Genomic DNA, 18,146 nt, shown 5'->3' with positions numbered 1-18,146 from the left:
ACTGCGCTTCCTCGCTGATTTTTGCCTTGTCTCACCTTCACTCGGTGACCTTTCAGACAAGCCTGGGAATCAGATCGCGAAGTGGCCGCGGATAATGCGGCGCGTGCCGTTCACCCTACTTTTAGGCGAAACGTCGGGCACGTCCAAGCTTTTTTCGACACATCAGACGGTTAGCCGTCTCCCCTCTCCGCTCTCTAGCCCGAGGTTTTCATCATGCGCAAGACCCTGCTCATCACCGGTGCAAGTCGCGGTATCGGCCGCGCCACGGCCCTTGGCGCCGCTCGCCGCGGCTGGAACGTCGCCTTCAACTATCGCCAGGACGAGGCCGCGGCCCAGGCCACCCTGGCCGAGATCGAGAGCCTCGGCGTGGAAGGCCTGGCGCTGCGCGGCGAAGTGGCCGACGAGGCCCAGGTGCTGGCGCTGTTCGAGCGCACGGTGGCGCGCTTCGGCGGGCTGGACGGCTTCGTCAACAATGCCGGGATCGTCGACCACTCCCAGCCATTGGTGGACATGAGCGCCGAGCGCCTGCGGCGGATGTTCGAGGTCAACGTCTATGGCGCCTTTCTCTGCGCCCGCGAAGCGGCCCGCCACCTGTCTCGCGAACGCGGCGGCCGCGGGGGCGCCATCGTCAATGTCTCATCCATCGCCGCCCGCCTGGGCTCGCCCAACGAATATGTCGACTACGCCGCCAGCAAGGCGGCGCTGGATACCCTGACCCTCGGCCTGGCCAAGGAGTTGGGCCCGCATGGGGTAAGGGTCAATGCGGTGCGGCCGGGCGTGACCCTTACCGACATCCACGCCAGCGGCGGCCAGCCGGGACGCGCCGAGCGCCTGGGGCTGAGCACCCCGCTGGGGCGTGCGGGCGAGGCCGAGGAGATCGCTGCCGGCATCCTCTGGCTGTTGTCGGACGAGGCTTCCTACACCACCGGGGCGCTACTGGACATCGGTGGCGGGCGCTAGGGCCTAGTCGCGCCGGGGCGTGAGGGCATTGAGCACCTGCTGCGACAGCGCATGGTAGAGCGGCACCGGCATCAGCCAGCCGGAGACGGCGGCGGCCAGCAGACAGGCCGCCAGCACCGGCAGCGCCATGTCCGGGCTGTGGGCCAGCTCCAGGGTGATGACGGTGGCGGTCAGCGGAGTACGGGTGACGCCGGCGAGGTAGGCGGCCAGGCCCAACAGGGCGCCTTGCGGCAGGCTGATGCCCGGCAGCCAGTCGACCAGCCAGGGGCCGAGCGCCGCCCCCACCGCCAGCGAGGGCGAGAACAGGCCACCCGGCACCCCGGCCAGGTAGGAGACGACATTGGCGAGAAATTTCCACAGCAGGAAGTCGCCCCCGGTCACCGGTTCGCCGGCCAGGATGGCATGGGTCTCGGCATAGCCGGTGCCGAACACGTGCTGGCCGGAAAGCAACCCCAGCGCCGCCAGCACCAGTCCACAACCGGCGGCGAAAGCCACCGGACGCCGCCCGCGCAGGGCGTTCAGGCGCCCCAGCCAGCCCCGCTCGGTGGGCAGCACCAGGCGGCCGTAGCAACCGCCCAGCAGTCCGCCGATGACGCCGATCACCGCCACGCCGATCCAGCCCAGGCCCCAGGTCAGGTGCAGATCCAGGGCACCGAGATAGCTGTAGGGACCGACGATGCCCAGGGTGACGATGCCGCCGAGCAGCACGGCGGTCAGCACCAGGCCGCTGAAGCGCTGCTCGAAGGTGTGGGTCAGTTCCTCGATGGCGAAGACCACCCCGCCCAGGGGCGTGTTGAAGGCGGCGGCGATCCCGGCAGCGCCGCCGGCGAGGATGAGTCCGGACAGGGTGCGGCGGCCATGCAGGCCGAGGCGCTTGCCGAAGCCATAGAGTAGCGCGGCGCCCACGTGCACCGTAGGTCCTTCGCGGCCCACCGAGCCGCCCACCAGCAAGGCGCCGGCGGTGAGCAGCAGCTTGGCCAGGGCGATGGGTGGCGCCAGCAGCCGGGCACGCAGATCCGCTTCGGGTCTTTCGAGGGTGACGATGACCTGGGGAATGCCGCTGCCACGGGCATCGCGCAACACGCCTTGCGTCAACCAGACCAGTCCGGCGAAGCCGAGCGGCGTCACCAGCCAGGGCCAGATCGCACTGTGCCTTAGCATTTTCTGGAAGAGGCCGAAGGAGGCATCGGCCAGCCAGGCGAAGGCCAGACCGGCCAGGCCCACCAGCACCGCGCCGACCCAGAAGGCGATGCGCTGGCGCCACTCGCGCAGCCGACGACGCCGGCGATGGCGTAGCAGATGCAGCCGACGCCGGGCGGCGACTTTGGGATCGGTATCGGGAAAGACGGGATCGGACATGGAGAAGAGGACACCAGGAAGCGAGAGCCTCCCAGTGTAACCTCTTGTTACAGCGGTATCGTCAGGGTCCGGATCAGGCCGCGGGGACCAGTTCGGTGGCGGCTTCGTTGCGCTTGAGCACCGCGTAGATGACCCCGGTCACCAGACTGCCGGCGGCGATGGCGCCCAGGTACAGCCAGGCGTGGCTGATGGCGTTGGGGATCAGCAGCACGAAGAGGCCACCGTGGGGCGCCATCAGCTTGCAGTTGAACAGCATCACCAGGGCGCCGGTCAGGGCACCGCCGATGACGCTGGCCGGGATCACCCGCAGCGGATCCTTGGCCGCGAAGGGAATCGCGCCCTCGGAGATGAAGCACAGCCCCAGCACCGAGGCCGCCTTGCCCGCCTCGCGCTCGCTCTGGGCGAACTTGTGCCGCGCCAGCAGGGTGGCGATGCCCATGCCGATGGGTGGCACCATGCCGGCCGCCATGGTGGCGGCCATCGGCCCGTAGGTCTTGGACGCCAGCAGGCCGACGGTGAAGGCATAGGCGGCCTTGTTGATCGGGCCGCCGAAGTCGATGCACATCATGGCGCCGAGGATCAGGCCGAGCAGCACGGCATTGCTGGTGCCGAGATTGTTGAGGAAGTCGGTGAGCCGACTGAGGGCGCCGGCCACCGGGGTGCCGACCAGATAGATCATCACCAGACCGACGATGAGGCTGGCGAACAGCGGGATGATCAGGATCGGCTTGAGCGCCTCGACGCTGGCCGGCAGCTTGACGTGCTGGGCGATGGCCTTGGCCACGTAGCCGGCCAGGAAGCCGGCGATGATGCCACCGATGAAGCCGCTGCCCAGACTGGCGGCCAGCCAGCCACCGATCATGCCGGGCGCGAGGCCCGGACGGTCGGCGATGGAATAGGCGATGTAGCCGGCCAGCACCGGGACCATCAGCTTGAACGCCGATTCGCCGCCGATCTGCATCAGGGCCGCGGCCAGGGTGCCCTGCTCCTTGAAGGCCTCGATGCCGAAGACGAAGGACAGGGCGATCAGCAGACCACCCGCCACCACCATCGGCAGCATGTAGGACACCCCGGTGAGCAGGTGCTTGTAGACGCCCGCGCCTTCCTTCTTGGCCGGCTTGGCGCCCTCGCCCGCCGCTGGCGCGGCGCTGCCGGCCAGGGTCTCGCCCTCGGCCAGGGCCTTCTTGATCGTCGCCTCGGGTTGCTTGAGGGCGACCCCGGTGCCGCAGCGATAGACGCGCTTGCCGGCGAAGCGCTCGACATTGACCTCGATGTCGGTCGCCAGCAGCACCACGTCGGCGTCGCGGATGGCCTCGGCCGGCAGCGGATTGCGCGCCCCTACCGAGCCCTGGGTTTCCAGGTGCAGGCGATAGCCGAGCTTCTTGGCGGCATTCTGCAGCGCCTCGGCCGCCATGAAGGTATGGGCGACCCCCGTCGGGCAGGCGGTGATGGCCACCAGCCGCGGCGTCTCGCCGGCACTGGCCGGTACGCTCGGCGCAGCGCCGCTGGCCACCGGGGCCTGCTCGAGCACCTTGGCTTCGCTGGCGGCGCGTTGCAGGAAGGCATCGACGTCGCGCAGGGCTTCGGCCGGAGCGGCGCGGTAGACACGCTTGCCGACGAAGCGGGACAGATCGACCGCCCCGGTATGGACCACCACCACCAGTTCGGCGCGTGCCACCTGGTCGTCGGTCAGCAGGGTGGCCTCGGGGCCGTCGTGGATCTCGACGCTGGTGGTCCAGCCGCGGCGCTGGGCGGCGGCGTCCAGCAGGCGCGCACTGAGCACGCTGGTGACCATGCCGGTCGGGCAGGTCGTGACGATGGCGATGTTCATGGGTTTACCCCTGGTTCTTGTTCTAGCGGAAAGTCGGGAAGGACGCGTACCCGCACCTGGTCTTCGAGGGTGGCGAGTTGCGCGGGATCGTTGATGCCGAAGCCGATCTGGGTGACCGCCAGGGCCGCGATGGCGGTGGCCGTGGTCAGGGTGCGTTCCGGCGACTGGCCGGTGAGCAGGCCGTGCAGCATGCCGGCCAGCAGGGAATCCCCCGCCCCGACGGTGCTCGCCACGGTGACCTTGGGCGGCTGCGCCTCCAGGGTCTGCGGACCGTACCAGCGCACGCCGTCGGCGCCCTGGGAGATCACCAGATGCTCGATGCCGAGGGCGCGCAGCTGCTCGACCAGCAGCGCCTGCTCGGTGGCGGTCTCGGCGGGTGCACCACAGGCTTCGGCCAGTTCTTCGGTATTGGGCTTGATCAGCCAGGGCCCGGCGGCCAGGGCGGCGCGCAGGGCGGCCCCGCTGGTGTCCAGGGCCACCGGCAGGCCCAGCGACTTGAGCCGACCGACCAGCGCGGCCAGCCACTCGGGGGTCACCCCGCGCGGCAGGCTGCCGGCCACCACCACGGCGTCGTGGCCAGGGGCCAGGCGATCGAGGGTTTCGAGCAATTCCTGCTGGGCGGCGGCGGACACCTCCGGGCCGGGTCCGTTGATGTCGGTGATGCGCCCAGCGGCTTCGGCCAGCTTGAGATTGCTGCGGGTTTCACCGGCGACCCGGACGAAGGCATCGGTGAAGCCGCGGCGGGCAAACAGGGCCTCGAAGGCGGCCGCGTTGGCGGCACCGAGAAAGCCGCTCACCGTCAGGTCATGGCCGAGATCGGCCAGCACCTGGGCGACGTTGATGCCCTTGCCGGCGGCATGGACGATCACCGCCTCGCTGCGATTCACCGCGCCGGGCTTGAGCTCCGGCAACTGGACGGTGAGGTCCAGCGCCGGATTGAGGGTCAGGGTGAGGATGCGGCTCATCGCAGGGCCTCCACGCTCTGCCGCACTTCCGCGGCAGTGGCCAGTTCCAGGGCGCGGGCGGCGCAGGACTGCACCAGGCGCAGCTCCAGTTCGCGCACCCGGGCCTTGACCAGCGGCACGCTGCGGGCCGAGACCGACAGCTCGTCCACGCCCAGGCCGACCAGTACCGGCACCGCCAGGGGATCGGCCGCCAGCTCGCCGCAGACGCCTACCCACTTGCCGTGGGCATGGGCGGCGCGCACCGTCATGTCGATCAGGCGCAGCACGCTGGGGTGCAGGCCATCGGCCTCGCCGGACAGCAGCGGGTGGCCGCGGTCGATGGCCAGGGTGTATTGCGTCAGGTCATTGGTACCGACGCTGAAGAAGTCCACTTCCGGAGCCAGCACCGGGGCCAGCAGCGCGGCCGAGGGCACCTCGATCATGATGCCGACCTGCAGGTCGGTGGTGGGAATCTCCTGGCGCAGGCGGTCGAGGATGTCACGCGCCTGACGCCACTCCTCGACCCGGCCGATCATGGGGAACATGATCCGCAACGGCCGGCCGTCGGCGGCCTTGAGCAGGGCACGCAGCTGGGTCTCCAGCAGTTCCGGACGGCGCAGCGTCAGGCGGATGCCGCGAATGCCGAGGAAGGGGTTCTCTTCCGGTGGCAGCGGCAGATAGGGCAGTGGCTTGTCGCCACCGACGTCCAGGGTGCGCACCACCAGCGGCTTGCCGGCCAGGCCATCGAGGGCGCGGCGGTATTCCGCTTCCTGGGTGGCCTCGTCGGGCGCGCTGTCGTGGCTCATGAACACCAGTTCGGTGCGCAGCAGGCCGACGGCTTCGGCGCCCTGCTCCACCGCGGCGGCGGCCTGGGCGGTATCGCCCAGGTTCACGGCGATCTCGACGTGGTGGCCGTCACGGGTGGTGGCGCTTTCGAAACGGCGCGCTTCGGCGGCGCGGCGGCGCTCGGCCTGGACCTCGCGCTCACGCTGCACGGCCTCGATGCGACTGGCATCAGGGGCGATTTCCAGGGTGCCCTTGTCGCCATCCAGCAGCAGCACGCTGCGCGGCGCCAGGTCCAGCACGCGACGACCGGCGCCGACGATGGCCGGAATGCCCAGGGCGCGGGCGACGATGGCGCTGTGGGAGCTGGCGCCGCCACGGGCGGTGAGGATGCCGCAGACGCGCTCGCGGTCCAGCCGCGCCACATCGCCCGGGCCGACCTCGTCCATCACCAGCACATAGGGTTCTTCAGGCTCGCGGGCGGATTCGACGCCGCACAGCTGGGCCAGTACCCGCCGACCGACGTCGCGCAGGTCGGCGGCGCGCTCGGCGAGCAGTTTGTCCTGCAGGGCTTCCTGCTGGCTGGCGGCTTCCTCGATCTGGGCGTCCCAGGCCGCCGCGGCACTGGCGTTGGCCTTGAGGCGAGCGGCGATGCCCTGCTGCAGATCCGGGTCTTCCAGCATCTCCAGGTGGGTCAGGAAGATCTCGCGCAGGGCGCTGGCCTCGCTGCGCGCAATCAGCGCCTCGATATCCGCGCGTACCGCAGCCAGGGCCGCATCCAGGCGCTGGCGTTCGGCGGCGGCGCCTGCGCCGGTGGCGGGATAGTCGAAGTGCTGGGGTGCCACCACATGGGCCGGGCCCACGGCCAGGCCGGGGGCGGCGGCCACGGCCTGGGCGCGATCGCCCGGGGCCAGTGGCAGTTGTTCGGACGGGTCCACCAGGCTGATGGCGGTGACCCGGGCAGCCCCGGCCGGGGCCGGGGCGCTGGCGGTGACCGGCTCTACCTCTTCACCGAGTCCGGCCTGGACGGCGCCGATCAGATCGTTGAGCGCGGCCGCCGCCGGAGTACCGGGCTCGACGAGGAATTCCAGGGTCTGGCCGCGGCGGGCACCCAGCGCCAGCAGCCGCGACAGGCTCTTGGCCGAGACCGGGGCGCCGTTGTCGACGCGCACGCGGATCTCGCCGTCATAGGCCTTGGCCAGCCGCGCCAGCTCCTTCGCCGGACGGGCGTGCAGGCCATGGGCATTGGCCAGCACCACCTGGGCACTGGGCCAGTCCGGGGCGACTTCGCCGCCCAGGGCTTCGAGCACGGCACGCCGCGAGGTGGCCTGGGCCAGCTCCTGGCCACGGCCGGCGACGAGCAGATCGCAGAGACGTTCGAGCAGGGCACGATGGCCCTCGCCCAGGCTGGCCAGGCAGAACAGGCCGCGCACTGGTTGGTCCTGCAGCTGCAGGGTCTGCAGCGGGGTAACGAAGGCCAGACCGGGGCGTTTCACCGCGGTCTCGCTGTTCAGCCACCAGAGGCCGTCGCCCAGCGGCAGCGGCTGGCTGGCCTGCAGGGCACCGGCGAAGCCGGCCCCCACGCATTCCATGTGCTTGAGCATGCGCGCACCCTGCCAGGCCAGGTCTTCCAGGTCCTCGGCATCGATGGCCAGTTGCACCAGTTCTTCGTCCAGCGCCAGCGCCTGGGGCGCGCCCTGCAGCAGGTCGAGGATCTGCTGGGGTTCGCGGGCCTCGCGCAGGGCCTGTTGCAGATCGCTTTCGCCGAGGGCCCGGGTCAGCAGCTGCAGGATGCGCAGGTGTTCGTCGGATTTGGCGGCGATGGCGATGGCCAGGTAGGTCAGCTGACCATCACCCCAGTCCACCCCGTACGGGAATTGCATCATCCGCACGCCGGTGACGAACACCTGGTCGCGGGTCTGAGGCGTACCATGGGGAATGGCGATACCCTGGCCGAGATAGGTGGACCCCTGGGCCTCGCGGGCCTTCAGCCCTTCGAGATAACCCGGGGCGACCAGACCGTCGGTCACCAGGGACTCGGCGAGCATGGCCAGGGCGGTCGCCTTGTCCGGCGCCTGCTGGGCCATGCGGATATGCTGGGCATTGAGTTCGAACATGGAAGGATACCTCCGGCGCCGCGCGCCTGATCCTGGCGCCGTGCCTTTCTTGTAATAGATGCTTGCCGGCTCGCTCAGCCCTGCAATCGCGTCGAGAGCGGCGTGGCAGGGCCCTTGGCAGATTCGTGCCAGCCCTCGGACAACAGAAAGCTGAAACGTTTCACCCAATGGGACTGGAACGTTACTCGATAATCGCCGATCCTTGAAGCACAACACACAATAAAGACCGTCTCGCCAGCGCCGTACAGCGCCAGGCCATTCAGGTCCCATGAGGAACAGGCGTGAAACTCAGCGACATCGCCCAATTGGCCGGCGTATCCCTCACCACCGCCAGCTACGTCATCAACGGCAAGGCGGCGCAAAGACGCATCAGCGCGGCGACCGTGGCGCGGGTCATGGCCGTGGTCGAAGCCCACGGCTACCAGCCCGACCAGCGCGCCGCCGGCCTGCGCCGCGGTGCCACCCACACCCTGGGCTTCCTGCTGCCCGACCTGGAGAACCCTAGCTACGCGCGCCTGGCCAAGCAGCTGGAACGCCGGGCACGGGCGCGTGGCTATCAGCTGCTGATCGCCTGCACCGACGACAATCCCGACAGCGAACGCCAGCTGATCGCGCTGTTTCGCGCCCGCCGCTGCGACGGCCTGTTCACCGCCAGCAGCCTGGCCGAGGACGACGCGCCCTACCGCCAGCTGCAGGAACACAACATCCCGATCATCGCCATCGATCGCCAGCTCAATCCGGCGCAATTCTGCTCGGTGGTCAGCGACGACCACACCGCGGGCCGGCAACTGGCGGCCACGCTGCTGACACCGGACACCCACAGCATCGCGCTGATCGGCGCCCGTCCCGACCTGGCCATCAGCCGCGCCCGCGCCGCCGGCTTCGCCGCGGCCCTCGCCGATCACCCGGCGCGCCACTGGGAGCGGCATGCGCCCCACTACAGCCGGGAAGGCGGTCGTGCCCAGGCGCTGGCCATGATCGAAGAACTCGGCCACTGGCCCGAGGCGCTGCTGACTACCTCCTATGTCCTGCTGCAGGGCGTGCTGGACGTGCTGCGCGATCATCCGCTGGCCGCAGGGGACACCCTGCGCCTGGCCACCTTTGGCGACACCCAGTTGCTGGACTACCTGCCGTTCAAGGTCAACGCCATCTCCCAGCAGCACGAGGTCATCACCGAGCGCGCCCTGGAACTGATGCTGGACGCCCTGGAAAACGACCACTACCTGCCCGGTGTGCAGGCCATCCCGAGGGTACTCAAACGCCGCCTGTCATGAGCCTGCTGATCGACACCCACAACCATCTGGACTATCCGGACTTCGACGCCGCGCGACCGAGCCTGCTGGCCGAATGCGCGCGACTCGGGGTGATTCGCCAGGTGCTGATCGGCGTCGAGCGCAGCCAGTGGCCGCAACTCTGGCGGGTTGCCACGGACAACGCCGGCCTCCATGCGGCGCCCGGCCTGCATCCGCTGTACCTGCAGCGCCATCAGGAGGCCGATATCCAGGCGCTCCGGACCTTTTGCCTGGAACGCCGGAGCGATCCCCGCCTCTGCGCCCTGGGCGAGATCGGTCTGGACTATTTCATCGAGACGCCGGACAAGACGCGTCAGGCCTGGTTCTTCGAACAGCAGGTGCGCCTGGCCATGGAGCTGGACCTGCCGGTACTGCTGCACGTGCGCCGCGCCCATGCCGATGTGGTCAGGATCCTGAAGCGTCTCAAGCCACCCCGAGCCGGCATCGCCCACGCCTTTTCCGGCAGCTATGAAGAAGCGCGCGAATACCTGCGCCTGGGCTTCAAGATCGGCCTGGGCGGCGCGCCCTCCTGGCCGCAGGCGAAAAGACTGCAGCGGGTACTGCCACAGTTGCCGCTGGAGGGCGTCGTGCTGGAGACCGATGCGCCCGACATGCCACCCGCCATGCATCCGGACGTGCGCAACAGCCCCACCCATCTGCCGGCCATCTGCGCCGCCCTGGCGCCGCTGTGGCAAGTTTCGGCCGAGACACTCGCGGCGACCACTACGCGCAATGCCTGCGCGGTGTTTGGCTGGGACGCGGACGCGCTGGCCTAATCCTCGCCAGGCCGCAATTCGGCTTCCAGGCGCTGCCAGTCGAACGCCGGCCCCGGATCGGTCTTGCGCCCCGGGGCGATAGCGCTGTGACCCTGGATGCGCTCGGTACTGATCGCCGGATAGGCGCGCTGCAGCGCTCGCGTCAGCCGCCCCAGGGCAAGATACTGGGCGTCGGTGTAGGCCAGGTCGTCCGTGCCTTCCAGTTCGATGCCCAGGGAGAAGTCGTTGCAGTTCTCACGCCCGTCGAAGCAGGAGATGCCGGCATGCCAGGCGCGCTGCTCGCAGGAGACGAACTGGGTCACCGCCCCGTCGCGCTCGATGAGAAAGTGCGCCGCCACCTTCAGTTCGGCAATCTCCGCGAAGAAGGGATGGGCCGAATGATCCAGGCAATTCTGGAAGAACGCCTGGACGCAGCCGGTACCGAATTGCCCGGGCGGCAGACTGATGTTGTGGATCACCAGCAGGGACACCACCGTCCCCGCCGGGCGTTCGTTGTGGTTGGGCGAAGGACAGCGTCGCGCCTCGCGATACCAGCCCTCGACGAACGCCCCTTCCATCAGCGGGCCTTGGCCTTGAGCGCGTCGCGCAGCGCGGTGGCGTCGCTGAATTCGCGCTGGCTGACGAAGCGACCATGGTCGAGGGTCACCCAGAGCACCTTGGCGGCAGCGCCCGGAAAGCGCGGCACGATCCGAGACTCGCGATCGAGCAGGATCCGGTAGCCGTACTTGCGCATGGCCGGTACGGCGAACATCCGGGTGATGGCGGCCGGCATGCTGCTGATGTCGGCGATGTAGGCCACCCGGTGGCCATCGATATAGGTCGTCGGCTGCTCGCGCATGGCTTCCTTGACCAGGCCGGAACCGCTCATGCTGCGCGCCACCAGCAGGACCTGCAGCTGGTCGTCGAAGGTATAGGGCTGGTCACGCTGATCGAGCAGGGTGAAGGGCGCCACCCGCTCGCCGGGTTCGAGCGCCAGGGCGGTCAGCGGCAGCAGCAGACACGACAGCAACAACGCCAGAACTCCAGCGCGCATGGCATTCTCTCTTGAAAGGTCTAGCGAGGTCGCTATCCTGCCCTACCGCTCGAATTGGCACCACCATCGCGTCGAGGAGCCCCATGATCCCGCTCAAAGAACTGCTCGCCCAGGTTCCCCAGTCCGGCGAGGTGCGCTGGATCGGCGTGCGACCCGCCTCCCGCGCACCCATGGTCGAGATCGAGGCCGTGGAAGCCCGGCGTGACGCGGGCCTGACCGGCGATCACGCCCGCCCTACCCCGCGCAACCAGCGCCAGGTCACCCTGATCCAGTGGGAGCACCTGCCGGTGGTGGCCGCGCTGATCGGCAAGCCGGTCGCACCCGCCGATCTGCGCCGCAATCTGGCCATCGCCGGGATCAATCTGTTCAGCCTGAAGAACCGGCGCTTTCGCATCGGCCAGGCGATCCTGGAGACCACGGGCTGGTGCCAGCCCTGCGCGCGCCTGGAAGAACGCCTGGGCCCGGGGACCTTCCAGGCCATGCGCGGCCATGGCGGCCTCACGACCCGGGTGCTGGAAGGCGGCATCATCCGCCTGGGCGATCGGGTGGAGGTCCTGGATTGACCCCAGTTTCTCCAGGGTCGAATGGCCGGGTCAGCCCGGTTAGACTAGCGCTACCTCTTGTCGCTGCAGACATCCTTGCCAGAGCAGATGCACGCCGCCTCCCTTGAAAGTCACGACTTTTCGCCCATCTTCTCTACTAGATGGCGCGACTATCGCGCGTTGCGACGACCCCCAGATTTCCACCGACCCGGGACTGCGCCCGCTTGCGGCGACGCGCCCGGTCCGGCCCCCGCTTTCCTTCTCCTTGAGTGCTCTCCATGACCCATCGCATCGTTATCGTCGGCGGCGGCGCCGGCGGCCTGGAACTGGCTACCCGCCTGGGACGTAGTCTCGGCAAACGCGACCAGGCGCAGATCGTGCTGATCGACGCCAATGCCACCCACCTGTGGAAACCGCTGTTGCACGAGGTGGCCGCCGGCTCGCTCAATTCCACCGAGGACGAACTCAGCTATGTCGCCCAGGCCAAGTGGAACCACTTCGAATTCCAGCTCGGACGCATGACCGGCCTGGATCGCGAGCGCCGCAAGGTGCAGCTGGCCGCGATCGAGGACGACGGCGCCGTGCTGGTCCCGGAACGCGAGATCGGCTACGACTCCCTGGTGCTGGCCATCGGCAGTACCACCAACGATTTCGGTACGCCGGGCGCTGCGGAAAACTGCATCTTCCTCGACACCCGTGCCCAGGCCGAACGCTTCCACCGCAAGTTGCTGACCCACTACCTGCGCGCCCACGTCAGTGAGCAGGCGGGTGAATACATCGAGGTGGCCATCGTCGGCGCCGGTGCTACCGGTGTGGAGTTGGCGGCCGAATTGCGCAACGCCGCCGAAGAGTTGCAGGCCTACGGCATGGACCGCATCCGTCCCGAAGACCTGCGCATCACCCTCGTCGAGGCCGGTCCACGCATCCTGCCAGCGCTGCCCGAGCGGATCGCCGGCCAGGCGCACCGCACCCTGGAGAAACTCGGCGTACGGGTGCTGACCGGTTCGGCGGTCAAGGAAGTCCGCGCCGACGGCCTGCAGACCGCGGGCGAATTCGTCCCGGCCAGTCTCAAGGTCTGGGCCGCCGGTATCCGCGCTCCGGCCTTTCTCAAGGACCTGGCGGGCCTCGAGACCAATCGCATCAACCAGCTGGTGGTCAACTCGACGCTGCAGACCACCCGCGACCCGAATGTCTTCGCCCTCGGCGACTGCGCGGCCTGCCCCCTGACCCCCGGCGACACCCGTACCGTGCCACCGCGCGCCCAGTCCGCCCACCAGCAGGCCTCCCTGCTGGTCAAGACCTTCAAGGCGCGGCTGGAAGGCAAGCCGCTGCCCGACTATGTCTACAAGGACTACGGCTCGCTGATCTCGCTGTCGCGCTTCAGCGCGGTGGGCAATCTCATGGGCGGCGCCCTCGGCAGCCTGACCCTGGAAGGCTGGCTGGCGCGGACCTTCTATGTCTCGCTCTACCGGATGCACCAGGTCGCCCTCTATGGCCCGTTGCGTGCCCTGGCGCTGTTTGCCGGCGATCACCTGAGACGCAAGACCGAGCCGCGCCTGAAGCTGCACTAGGCACTTGGCTCAGGCATGAAAAAGCCGTCCCCAGGGACGGCTTTTTGCCTTGCGCAGAACACTCAGGACGGCGACTGACCCCGCAGATTGCCGATCACCGAGGTCATGGCCCGGTCGAACAGCAGGGCATCGTCCAGCAGCCGTACCCGACCTTCCTGGTAATCCAGCGCCAGTTCCTCGCGGGTGCGATCCAGCACCTTCATGCCGGTGCGATTGACGAACACCAGGCGGCCCATGGGCCGGATGACCGCGGCCAGCTTGCAGCGCAGCTTCTGTTCGACGTCCTGGATCTCCAGCCAGGCGCCCACCGAGAGGGCATCCACCCACTCCAGGGAGTCGCTGGTCAGCCCGGTGATGCGCTCACCTGCACGCGGCAACTCGAAGGGGTCGTCAGCGGGCGCCGATGCCGGCACCACGACCTCCTTGTCCGCCGCCGCATCCGCCAATTCGGGACGGGTCTGCTGGAAGGTCTGGACATGCAGGGATTCGAGTTCGGTGAAGAATTCGGAGGTGGAGAAGGGATCGAAGGCCGCGCTGGCCAGACCTTCCCGCAATGCCTTGAGCAAGCCAGGCACCATCTCCAGCAGGCGCTGGCGCGATGCCACGTCGTGGTGCGGCTGGATGCTCCAGATCAGATCGTCCATGGTCTTGAGCGCTGCGCGCCATTCGCTGGAATCATAGCCCTGCTTCAGGCAGGTCAGCAGCAGCATCTGGCTCCAGGCCTCGCGCAGGACGCGCTGCACGGCGGCAGGCAGCTGGTGTTCCTGCAGGCGCTGGCTGAGGACGTGCTCGACCTGCAGACGAGCGATCTCGGCGCGCGCCCGACCTTCCTCGGCGTCGCGGGTGCGCTGCTCGAGCAGCTCGCTGCGCCGCTGTTCATCGCTGACGTAGGCCATGAAGTCGGCCAGCAGCTCGGCGAAGATCTCCGGATCGTCGACGAAGTCGGACAGCAGGCGCTGTACGATCTGCTCGATCTTCTGATAAAGGCCGTCGCGCTGCAGATCGCTCTGCTCGCCCCAGCCCAGGGAAGCGGCGGCGATCTCGTTCAGCAGGCGCCGGGCCGGATGGCTGCCACGGCTGAAGAAGGTCTTGTCGAGGACCGCCACCTTGAGCATGGGAATCTGCAGGCGGGCGATCAACGCCTTGAGCGAATCCGGCAGGGTGAGGTCGTCGAGAATGAATTCGAACAGCATCGCCACCAGATTGATGACATCTTCGTCGACCTGCCCCACCACGCGCTTTCGACCCGAGCGCTCGCTGATGCGACCCAGGGCCTCACCCAGTTGCGCCTTGAGGTCGTAGCCATCCAGGGACTGACTGGAGATCTGCTGCTGCAGGTGCGACAGCAGGCGCATGAGGTCATAGCTGGTGATGACCTGGCCATCATTAGTCGCGGCGCCTTGATCCGCTGCCATGGCGCCACCCAGGGCCGCACTGGTCGGCGTCCGCAGTTGGGCCAGCAGGCTCTGCAGGGTGCCGAAGAGTTCCTGGCCATCGTCTTCGCTGTTGACGTGGGCCGGGGTGCGTCCGCTGTAGCCCTTGGCCGAGCGGCTCGGCACCTGCTGGGGAATGGCCTTGAGCTGAGGCAGTACGCCCGCCTCGACCAGCTGACGATTGGATTCCGCGTACAGCTGACCCAGGCCATTGAGCACGAAGCGCTCGAACAGCTTGTAGATGATCAGCTTGACCTTGATGTCGGTGTCGAGATCACGACAGGCTTCGACGAAGGCCTCGCACAGACGGCGCGGCCCCAGCGGATGGGTCGAGTCGTCAAGCTTGGTCGACAGCTGGGTATTGAACCTGATGGTCAGGTGGCTGATGGCCATGGCGTTGTTGCTGAGCGCCTTGGCCACCATGGTATCCACGGCGACGCTTTCTTCCAGCGCATCGTTCTGCACCAGACTGAGGTCTTCGTAGGAGACACTGTCCAGACGCATTTCCGGCTTGCTGCCGACCAGGTTGTTCAGCGCCGCGAAGCGCTCGAAATACTGCTGGAGAAAGCTGCGCTCGATGCTCTTGCGTCGGAGGCGCAGGTCGCGCATCGCTTCGAAGTAGAGACTCTGTTCCTGGTTGCTGCCAGCCCGATCGGCCATTTCAAACAGCGCATCGTCGGCGTTGTCGAACAGCTGCTGCAAGGACATATTGAGTCGCTGAGCGGCGCGATCTCTGACCGGTAAAAGCACTGCGGGCAATCGGGAAGAAGATTCCCCGAGCGCCTTGAAATGAACTACGTTTACGTCGTTCTGCACCACCGCCTCCCACAACCGTTCTTGCGTTCGGCTGAATCGCGTTCCACTACAGGAGCATTGAACAACGTTGGCCGCCCTGGCCGCGAGGTGAAACGTTGTCGATGTGCCATTATTTGCTTTGCCAAGGCATCGACCAATCGACATCTGCACAGTACATGACAGGGTTCACAAGGCACCTGTCAGTCAGCGCCTGCCCTTCAAATAATTCGACGTTGTCTATCTCAGATCGTCAACCTCCCCTAAAGTTGCCCGCTCGCCTCCCGCAGCCCCTTTCGGAGTCTTTTCATGTCCAGCGCTACCCCTGCCGATCTCGCCCAGGTCATCACTGACAATGTCGCCGCCGCACTGCGCGAAGACGTGGGCAGTGGCGACCTCACGGCCGGTCTGATCCCCGCTCAGCAGCACGCCCGGGCGCGGATCATCACCCGCGACGCCGCGGTGGTGGCGGGCACGGCCTGGGTCGACGAGGTGTTCCGGGTGCTGGATCCCGCGGTGGAGGTCCGCTGGCAGGTGGCCGATGGCGAGCGGGTCGTACCGGAACAGGTGCTGTTCGAACTCGCGGGCCCCGCGCGCGCGCTGCTCACCGGCGAGCGCAGCGCGCTGAATTTCCTGCAACTGCTGTCCGGCACCGCCACCCGCTGCCGTCACTATGCCGACCTGGTGCAGGACACCGCCGTAAGACTGCTGGATACCCGCAAGACCCTGCCCGGCCTGCGCCGTGCGCAGAAATACGCGGTCACCTGCGGCGGCTGCTACAACCATCGGATCGGGCTGTTCGACGCCTTTCTGATCAAGGAAAACCACATCGCTGCCTGTGGCGGCATCGCCCAGGCCGTGGCCGCCGCCCGGCAACTGGCGCCGGGGCGCCCGGTGGAAGTCGAGGTGGAAAGCCTGCAGGAGCTGGAGCAGGCCCTGGGCGCTGGCGCGGACATCGTCATGCTGGACGAGCTGAGCCTGGCCGACATGCGCACGGCGGTGGCCCTGACCGCCGGCCGGGCCAAGCTAGAGGCCTCGGGTGGCGTCAACCAGGACACTCTGCTCGGCATCGCCGAGACCGGTGTCGACTACATCTCCATCGGCACCCTAACCAAGGACGTCAAGGCCGTCGACCTGTCCATGCGCATCCTGGCCTGAGCGGGATAGGCAAAGGGGCGCGCGGCGGCTAGACTCCCCAGCCGCGCCTCCTGCGCACCGGCTTCGAGCGGTCCTGACGACCGCTCGCCTCTCGCGACACTCGAACAAGATCGAACCCGTGACCAAAGATCAACTTCGCGCTGAACTGGAACGCCAGGCCCAGCGCTATCAGAATGTCTACGGTGGCGAAATCGTCACCTACGCCGCGCAACCCAAGCCCGATCGCAAGCCCTGGAAGAAACGGCCGACCGTACAGGACGAGGTGTTCGCCTCGGAAGTGCGCAAGATCGCCGATCTCAAGGCCAAGACCAGCGACGAGTCCATCACTCAGGACACCTGAGTCGAGTCCCGCGCCTCACTGTCCGGAGCGTCCGCCACGGCGTCTTCGTCGCCTTGCCGTGCCTGCAGCTGCCGCCAGAGCGCCGCGGCGGCCGTGAAGTCGGCGCCGCCTTCGAGAGTCATCGCCTGCAGGTCGTAGCGGGCCAGGCAACCTTCGCCCAGACGGGGTGGCTGCTCCGCGGTACCGGGAGCAGCCACTGGGGAGTCGCTGTCAGTCGAAGATGACGGTCTTGTTGCCATGGACCATGACCCGTTCCTGCAAGTGGTATCTCAGACCGCGGGACAGCACCATCTTCTCAACGTCCTTGCCCAGCCGCACCATGTCCTCGACATTGTCCCGGTGGCTGACGCGCTCTACGTCCTGCTCGATGATCGGGCCGGCATCCAGCTCTTCGGTCACATAGTGGCAGGTGGCGCCGATCAGCTTCACGCCGCGCAGCGACGCCTGGTGGTAGGGCTTGGCGCCGACGAAGGACGGCAGGAAGCTGTGGTGGATGTTGATCACCTGGTGGGCATAGCGCGCGCAGAGATCCGGCGGCAGGATCTGCATGTAGCGCGCCAGGACCACGGTATCGGCCTGGTGCAGATCTATCAGCCGCGATACCTCGTCGAAGGCCGGCTGCTTGTTGGCGGGATCGACCGGCACGTGGAAGAAGGGAATGCCGTGCCACTCGACCATGCTGCGCAGGGTGTCGTGGTTGGAGATGACGCAGGGGATCTCGCAATCCAGCTCGCCGCTGTGCCAGCGGTGCAGCAGGTCGGCCAGGCAGTGGGATTCGCGGCTGGCCATGAGCACCACGCGCTTGCGCTGGGCCGAATCGGTGATCCGCCACTGCATCGAGAATTCCCGCGCGATGGGCGCGAAGGCCTGACTGAAGCCGGCCAGATCGAAGGGCAGTGAATCGGCGCGGATCTCATGGCGCATGAAGAACCAGCCGCTCTCCGTATCCGAGTGATGACTCGCTTCGGTAATCCAGCCGTTGTAGGTCGCCAGGAAGTTGCTGACCTTGGCCACGATACCTACCCCGTCCGGACAGGCGATCACCAGACGAAACGTTTGCATAGCACGACCTCGAACGAAAAGGGGCTGCATTCTAGGCGCAGTCGCCTGCAGCGTCGAGCGGCGCAGGGCACCACAGCGCGCGCCTGTAAGGCTGGGGTAAAGACGTTACAAAGGAAAAGTAAGGGCCGACAAGTTCCACTGCCGCCCTGCTGA

At 67.7% G+C, this 18,146-nt stretch carries 16 protein-coding genes; 7 read left to right on the top strand and 9 right to left on the bottom strand.

The genetic code is table 11. The annotated features are described in order from the left end of the window. Positions 1-213 precede the first annotated feature (213 nt). A complete protein-coding gene (locus tag QMX82_RS07270) occupies positions 214-960 on the top strand; it encodes an SDR family oxidoreductase (RefSeq protein WP_282281942.1) in 747 nt (248 codons plus the stop codon). Between the two features lie 3 nt (positions 961-963). Here QMX82_RS07270 and QMX82_RS07265 read toward each other — a convergent pair whose 3' ends face one another. The 4 genes from QMX82_RS07265 to ptsP form a co-directional block, all read right to left on the bottom strand. Then, the gene (locus tag QMX82_RS07265) at positions 964-2,319 is read right to left on the bottom strand and encodes a chloride channel protein (protein ID WP_282281940.1); all 1,356 of its coding nucleotides are present in this window, start codon (positions 2,317-2,319) and stop codon (positions 964-966) included. 73 nt (positions 2,320-2,392) lie between these two features. Further along, a complete protein-coding gene (locus QMX82_RS07260; protein ID WP_282281937.1) occupies positions 2,393-4,150 on the bottom strand; it encodes a PTS fructose-like transporter subunit IIB in 1,758 nt (585 codons plus the stop codon). Then, a complete protein-coding gene (pfkB, locus tag QMX82_RS07255) occupies positions 4,147-5,115 on the bottom strand; it encodes a 1-phosphofructokinase (RefSeq protein WP_208692408.1) in 969 nt (322 codons plus the stop codon). Before pfkB ends, QMX82_RS07260 begins: the two co-directional genes overlap by 4 nt. Next, on the bottom strand, positions 5,112-7,994 hold the full coding sequence (gene ptsP / locus QMX82_RS07250) for a phosphoenolpyruvate--protein phosphotransferase (RefSeq protein ID WP_282281932.1): 2,883 nt from the start codon (positions 7,992-7,994) through the stop codon (positions 5,112-5,114). The genes pfkB and ptsP overlap by 4 nt, the downstream gene beginning before the upstream one ends. 281 nt (positions 7,995-8,275) lie before the next feature. Here ptsP and cra point away from each other — a divergent pair, with 281 nt between their 5' ends. Both cra and QMX82_RS07240 read left to right on the top strand, forming a co-directional pair. After that, positions 8,276-9,268 (top strand): catabolite repressor/activator, encoded by a 993-nt coding sequence (gene cra, locus QMX82_RS07245; protein ID WP_208692417.1) that lies wholly within the window; start codon positions 8,276-8,278, stop codon positions 9,266-9,268. Continuing rightward, positions 9,265-10,062: a TatD family hydrolase gene (locus tag QMX82_RS07240; RefSeq protein ID WP_282281928.1), complete on the top strand. Its 798-nt coding sequence runs from the start codon at positions 9,265-9,267 to the stop codon at positions 10,060-10,062. Before cra ends, QMX82_RS07240 begins: the two co-directional genes overlap by 4 nt. Here QMX82_RS07240 and ampD read toward each other — a convergent pair. Together ampD and QMX82_RS07230 are read right to left on the bottom strand one after the other, a co-directional pair. Continuing rightward, positions 10,059-10,619: a 1,6-anhydro-N-acetylmuramyl-L-alanine amidase AmpD gene (ampD, locus tag QMX82_RS07235; protein WP_282281926.1), complete on the bottom strand. Its 561-nt coding sequence runs from the start codon at positions 10,617-10,619 to the stop codon at positions 10,059-10,061. The genes QMX82_RS07240 and ampD overlap by 4 nt on opposite strands. Next, positions 10,619-11,095 carry an FAD/FMN-containing dehydrogenase gene (locus QMX82_RS07230; RefSeq protein WP_282281923.1) on the bottom strand — a complete coding sequence of 159 codons (477 nt, stop codon included), beginning with the start codon at positions 11,093-11,095 and terminating at the stop codon, positions 10,619-10,621. Before QMX82_RS07230 ends, ampD begins: the two co-directional genes overlap by 1 nt. A gap of 83 nt (positions 11,096-11,178) precedes the next feature. Between QMX82_RS07230 and QMX82_RS07225 the strand changes: the two genes are divergently transcribed. Both QMX82_RS07225 and QMX82_RS07220 read left to right on the top strand, forming a co-directional pair. Continuing rightward, entirely contained in the window at positions 11,179-11,658 is a 480-nt protein-coding gene (locus QMX82_RS07225; protein ID WP_208692424.1) for an MOSC domain-containing protein, read from the top strand. A gap of 257 nt (positions 11,659-11,915) precedes the next feature. Next, positions 11,916-13,208 (top strand): NAD(P)/FAD-dependent oxidoreductase, encoded by a 1,293-nt coding sequence (locus QMX82_RS07220; protein WP_282281916.1) that lies wholly within the window; start codon positions 11,916-11,918, stop codon positions 13,206-13,208. 62 nt (positions 13,209-13,270) lie between these two features. Here QMX82_RS07220 and QMX82_RS07215 read toward each other — a convergent pair whose 3' ends face one another. After that, on the bottom strand, positions 13,271-15,457 hold the full coding sequence (locus tag QMX82_RS07215) for a DUF1631 domain-containing protein (protein ID WP_282281914.1): 2,187 nt from the start codon (positions 15,455-15,457) through the stop codon (positions 13,271-13,273). A gap of 285 nt (positions 15,458-15,742) precedes the next feature. Between QMX82_RS07215 and nadC the strand changes: the two genes are divergently transcribed. Further along, positions 15,743-16,591 carry a carboxylating nicotinate-nucleotide diphosphorylase gene (gene nadC / locus QMX82_RS07210; protein WP_282281912.1) on the top strand — a complete coding sequence of 283 codons (849 nt, stop codon included), beginning with the start codon at positions 15,743-15,745 and terminating at the stop codon, positions 16,589-16,591. 118 nt (positions 16,592-16,709) lie between these two features. Continuing rightward, positions 16,710-16,931: a hypothetical protein gene (locus QMX82_RS07205; protein WP_208692431.1), complete on the top strand. Its 222-nt coding sequence runs from the start codon at positions 16,710-16,712 to the stop codon at positions 16,929-16,931. Here the strand turns inward: QMX82_RS07205 and QMX82_RS07200 are convergent. Together QMX82_RS07200 and purU are read right to left on the bottom strand one after the other, a co-directional pair. Further along, a complete protein-coding gene (locus QMX82_RS07200; protein ID WP_282281910.1) occupies positions 16,919-17,128 on the bottom strand; it encodes a hypothetical protein in 210 nt (69 codons plus the stop codon). The two genes, QMX82_RS07205 and QMX82_RS07200, sit on opposite strands and share 13 nt — an antisense overlap. A gap of 13 nt (positions 17,129-17,141) precedes the next feature. After that, a complete protein-coding gene (gene purU, locus QMX82_RS07195; RefSeq protein WP_133862531.1) occupies positions 17,142-17,993 on the bottom strand; it encodes a formyltetrahydrofolate deformylase in 852 nt (283 codons plus the stop codon). Between the last annotated feature and the right edge of the window lie 153 nt (positions 17,994-18,146).

The sequence above is a fragment of the Pseudomonas sp. PS02302 genome (genome assembly GCF_029959585.1).
Taxonomy (GTDB): domain Bacteria; phylum Pseudomonadota; class Gammaproteobacteria; order Pseudomonadales; family Pseudomonadaceae; genus Chryseomonas; species Chryseomonas aestiva.
Note: the sequence above shows the minus strand (reverse complement) of the source record. Positions and strands in the feature narration are given on the sequence as shown.

Bases quoted from the DNA above. Each gene is read 5' to 3' on its own strand.
- QMX82_RS07270 (WP_282281942.1), top strand. From the start codon at position 214: ATGCGCAAGACCCTGCTCATCACCGGTGCAAGTCGCGGTATCGGCCGC.
- QMX82_RS07230 (WP_282281923.1), bottom strand. From the start codon at position 11,095: ATGCGCGCTGGAGTTCTGGCGTTGTTGCTGTCGTGTCTGCTGCTGCCG.
- QMX82_RS07240 (WP_282281928.1), top strand. From the start codon at position 9,265: ATGAGCCTGCTGATCGACACCCACAACCATCTGGACTATCCGGACTTC.
- QMX82_RS07225 (WP_208692424.1), top strand. From the start codon at position 11,179: ATGATCCCGCTCAAAGAACTGCTCGCCCAGGTTCCCCAGTCCGGCGAG.
- ptsP (WP_282281932.1), bottom strand. From the start codon at position 7,994: ATGTTCGAACTCAATGCCCAGCATATCCGCATGGCCCAGCAGGCGCCG.
- ampD (WP_282281926.1), bottom strand. From the start codon at position 10,619: ATGGAAGGGGCGTTCGTCGAGGGCTGGTATCGCGAGGCGCGACGCTGT.
- pfkB (WP_208692408.1), bottom strand. From the start codon at position 5,115: ATGAGCCGCATCCTCACCCTGACCCTCAATCCGGCGCTGGACCTCACC.
- QMX82_RS07260 (WP_282281937.1), bottom strand. From the start codon at position 4,150: ATGAACATCGCCATCGTCACGACCTGCCCGACCGGCATGGTCACCAGC.
- QMX82_RS07220 (WP_282281916.1), top strand. From the start codon at position 11,916: ATGACCCATCGCATCGTTATCGTCGGCGGCGGCGCCGGCGGCCTGGAA.
- purU (WP_133862531.1), bottom strand. From the start codon at position 17,993: ATGCAAACGTTTCGTCTGGTGATCGCCTGTCCGGACGGGGTAGGTATC.
- QMX82_RS07265 (WP_282281940.1), bottom strand. From the start codon at position 2,319: ATGTCCGATCCCGTCTTTCCCGATACCGATCCCAAAGTCGCCGCCCGG.
- nadC (WP_282281912.1), top strand. From the start codon at position 15,743: ATGTCCAGCGCTACCCCTGCCGATCTCGCCCAGGTCATCACTGACAAT.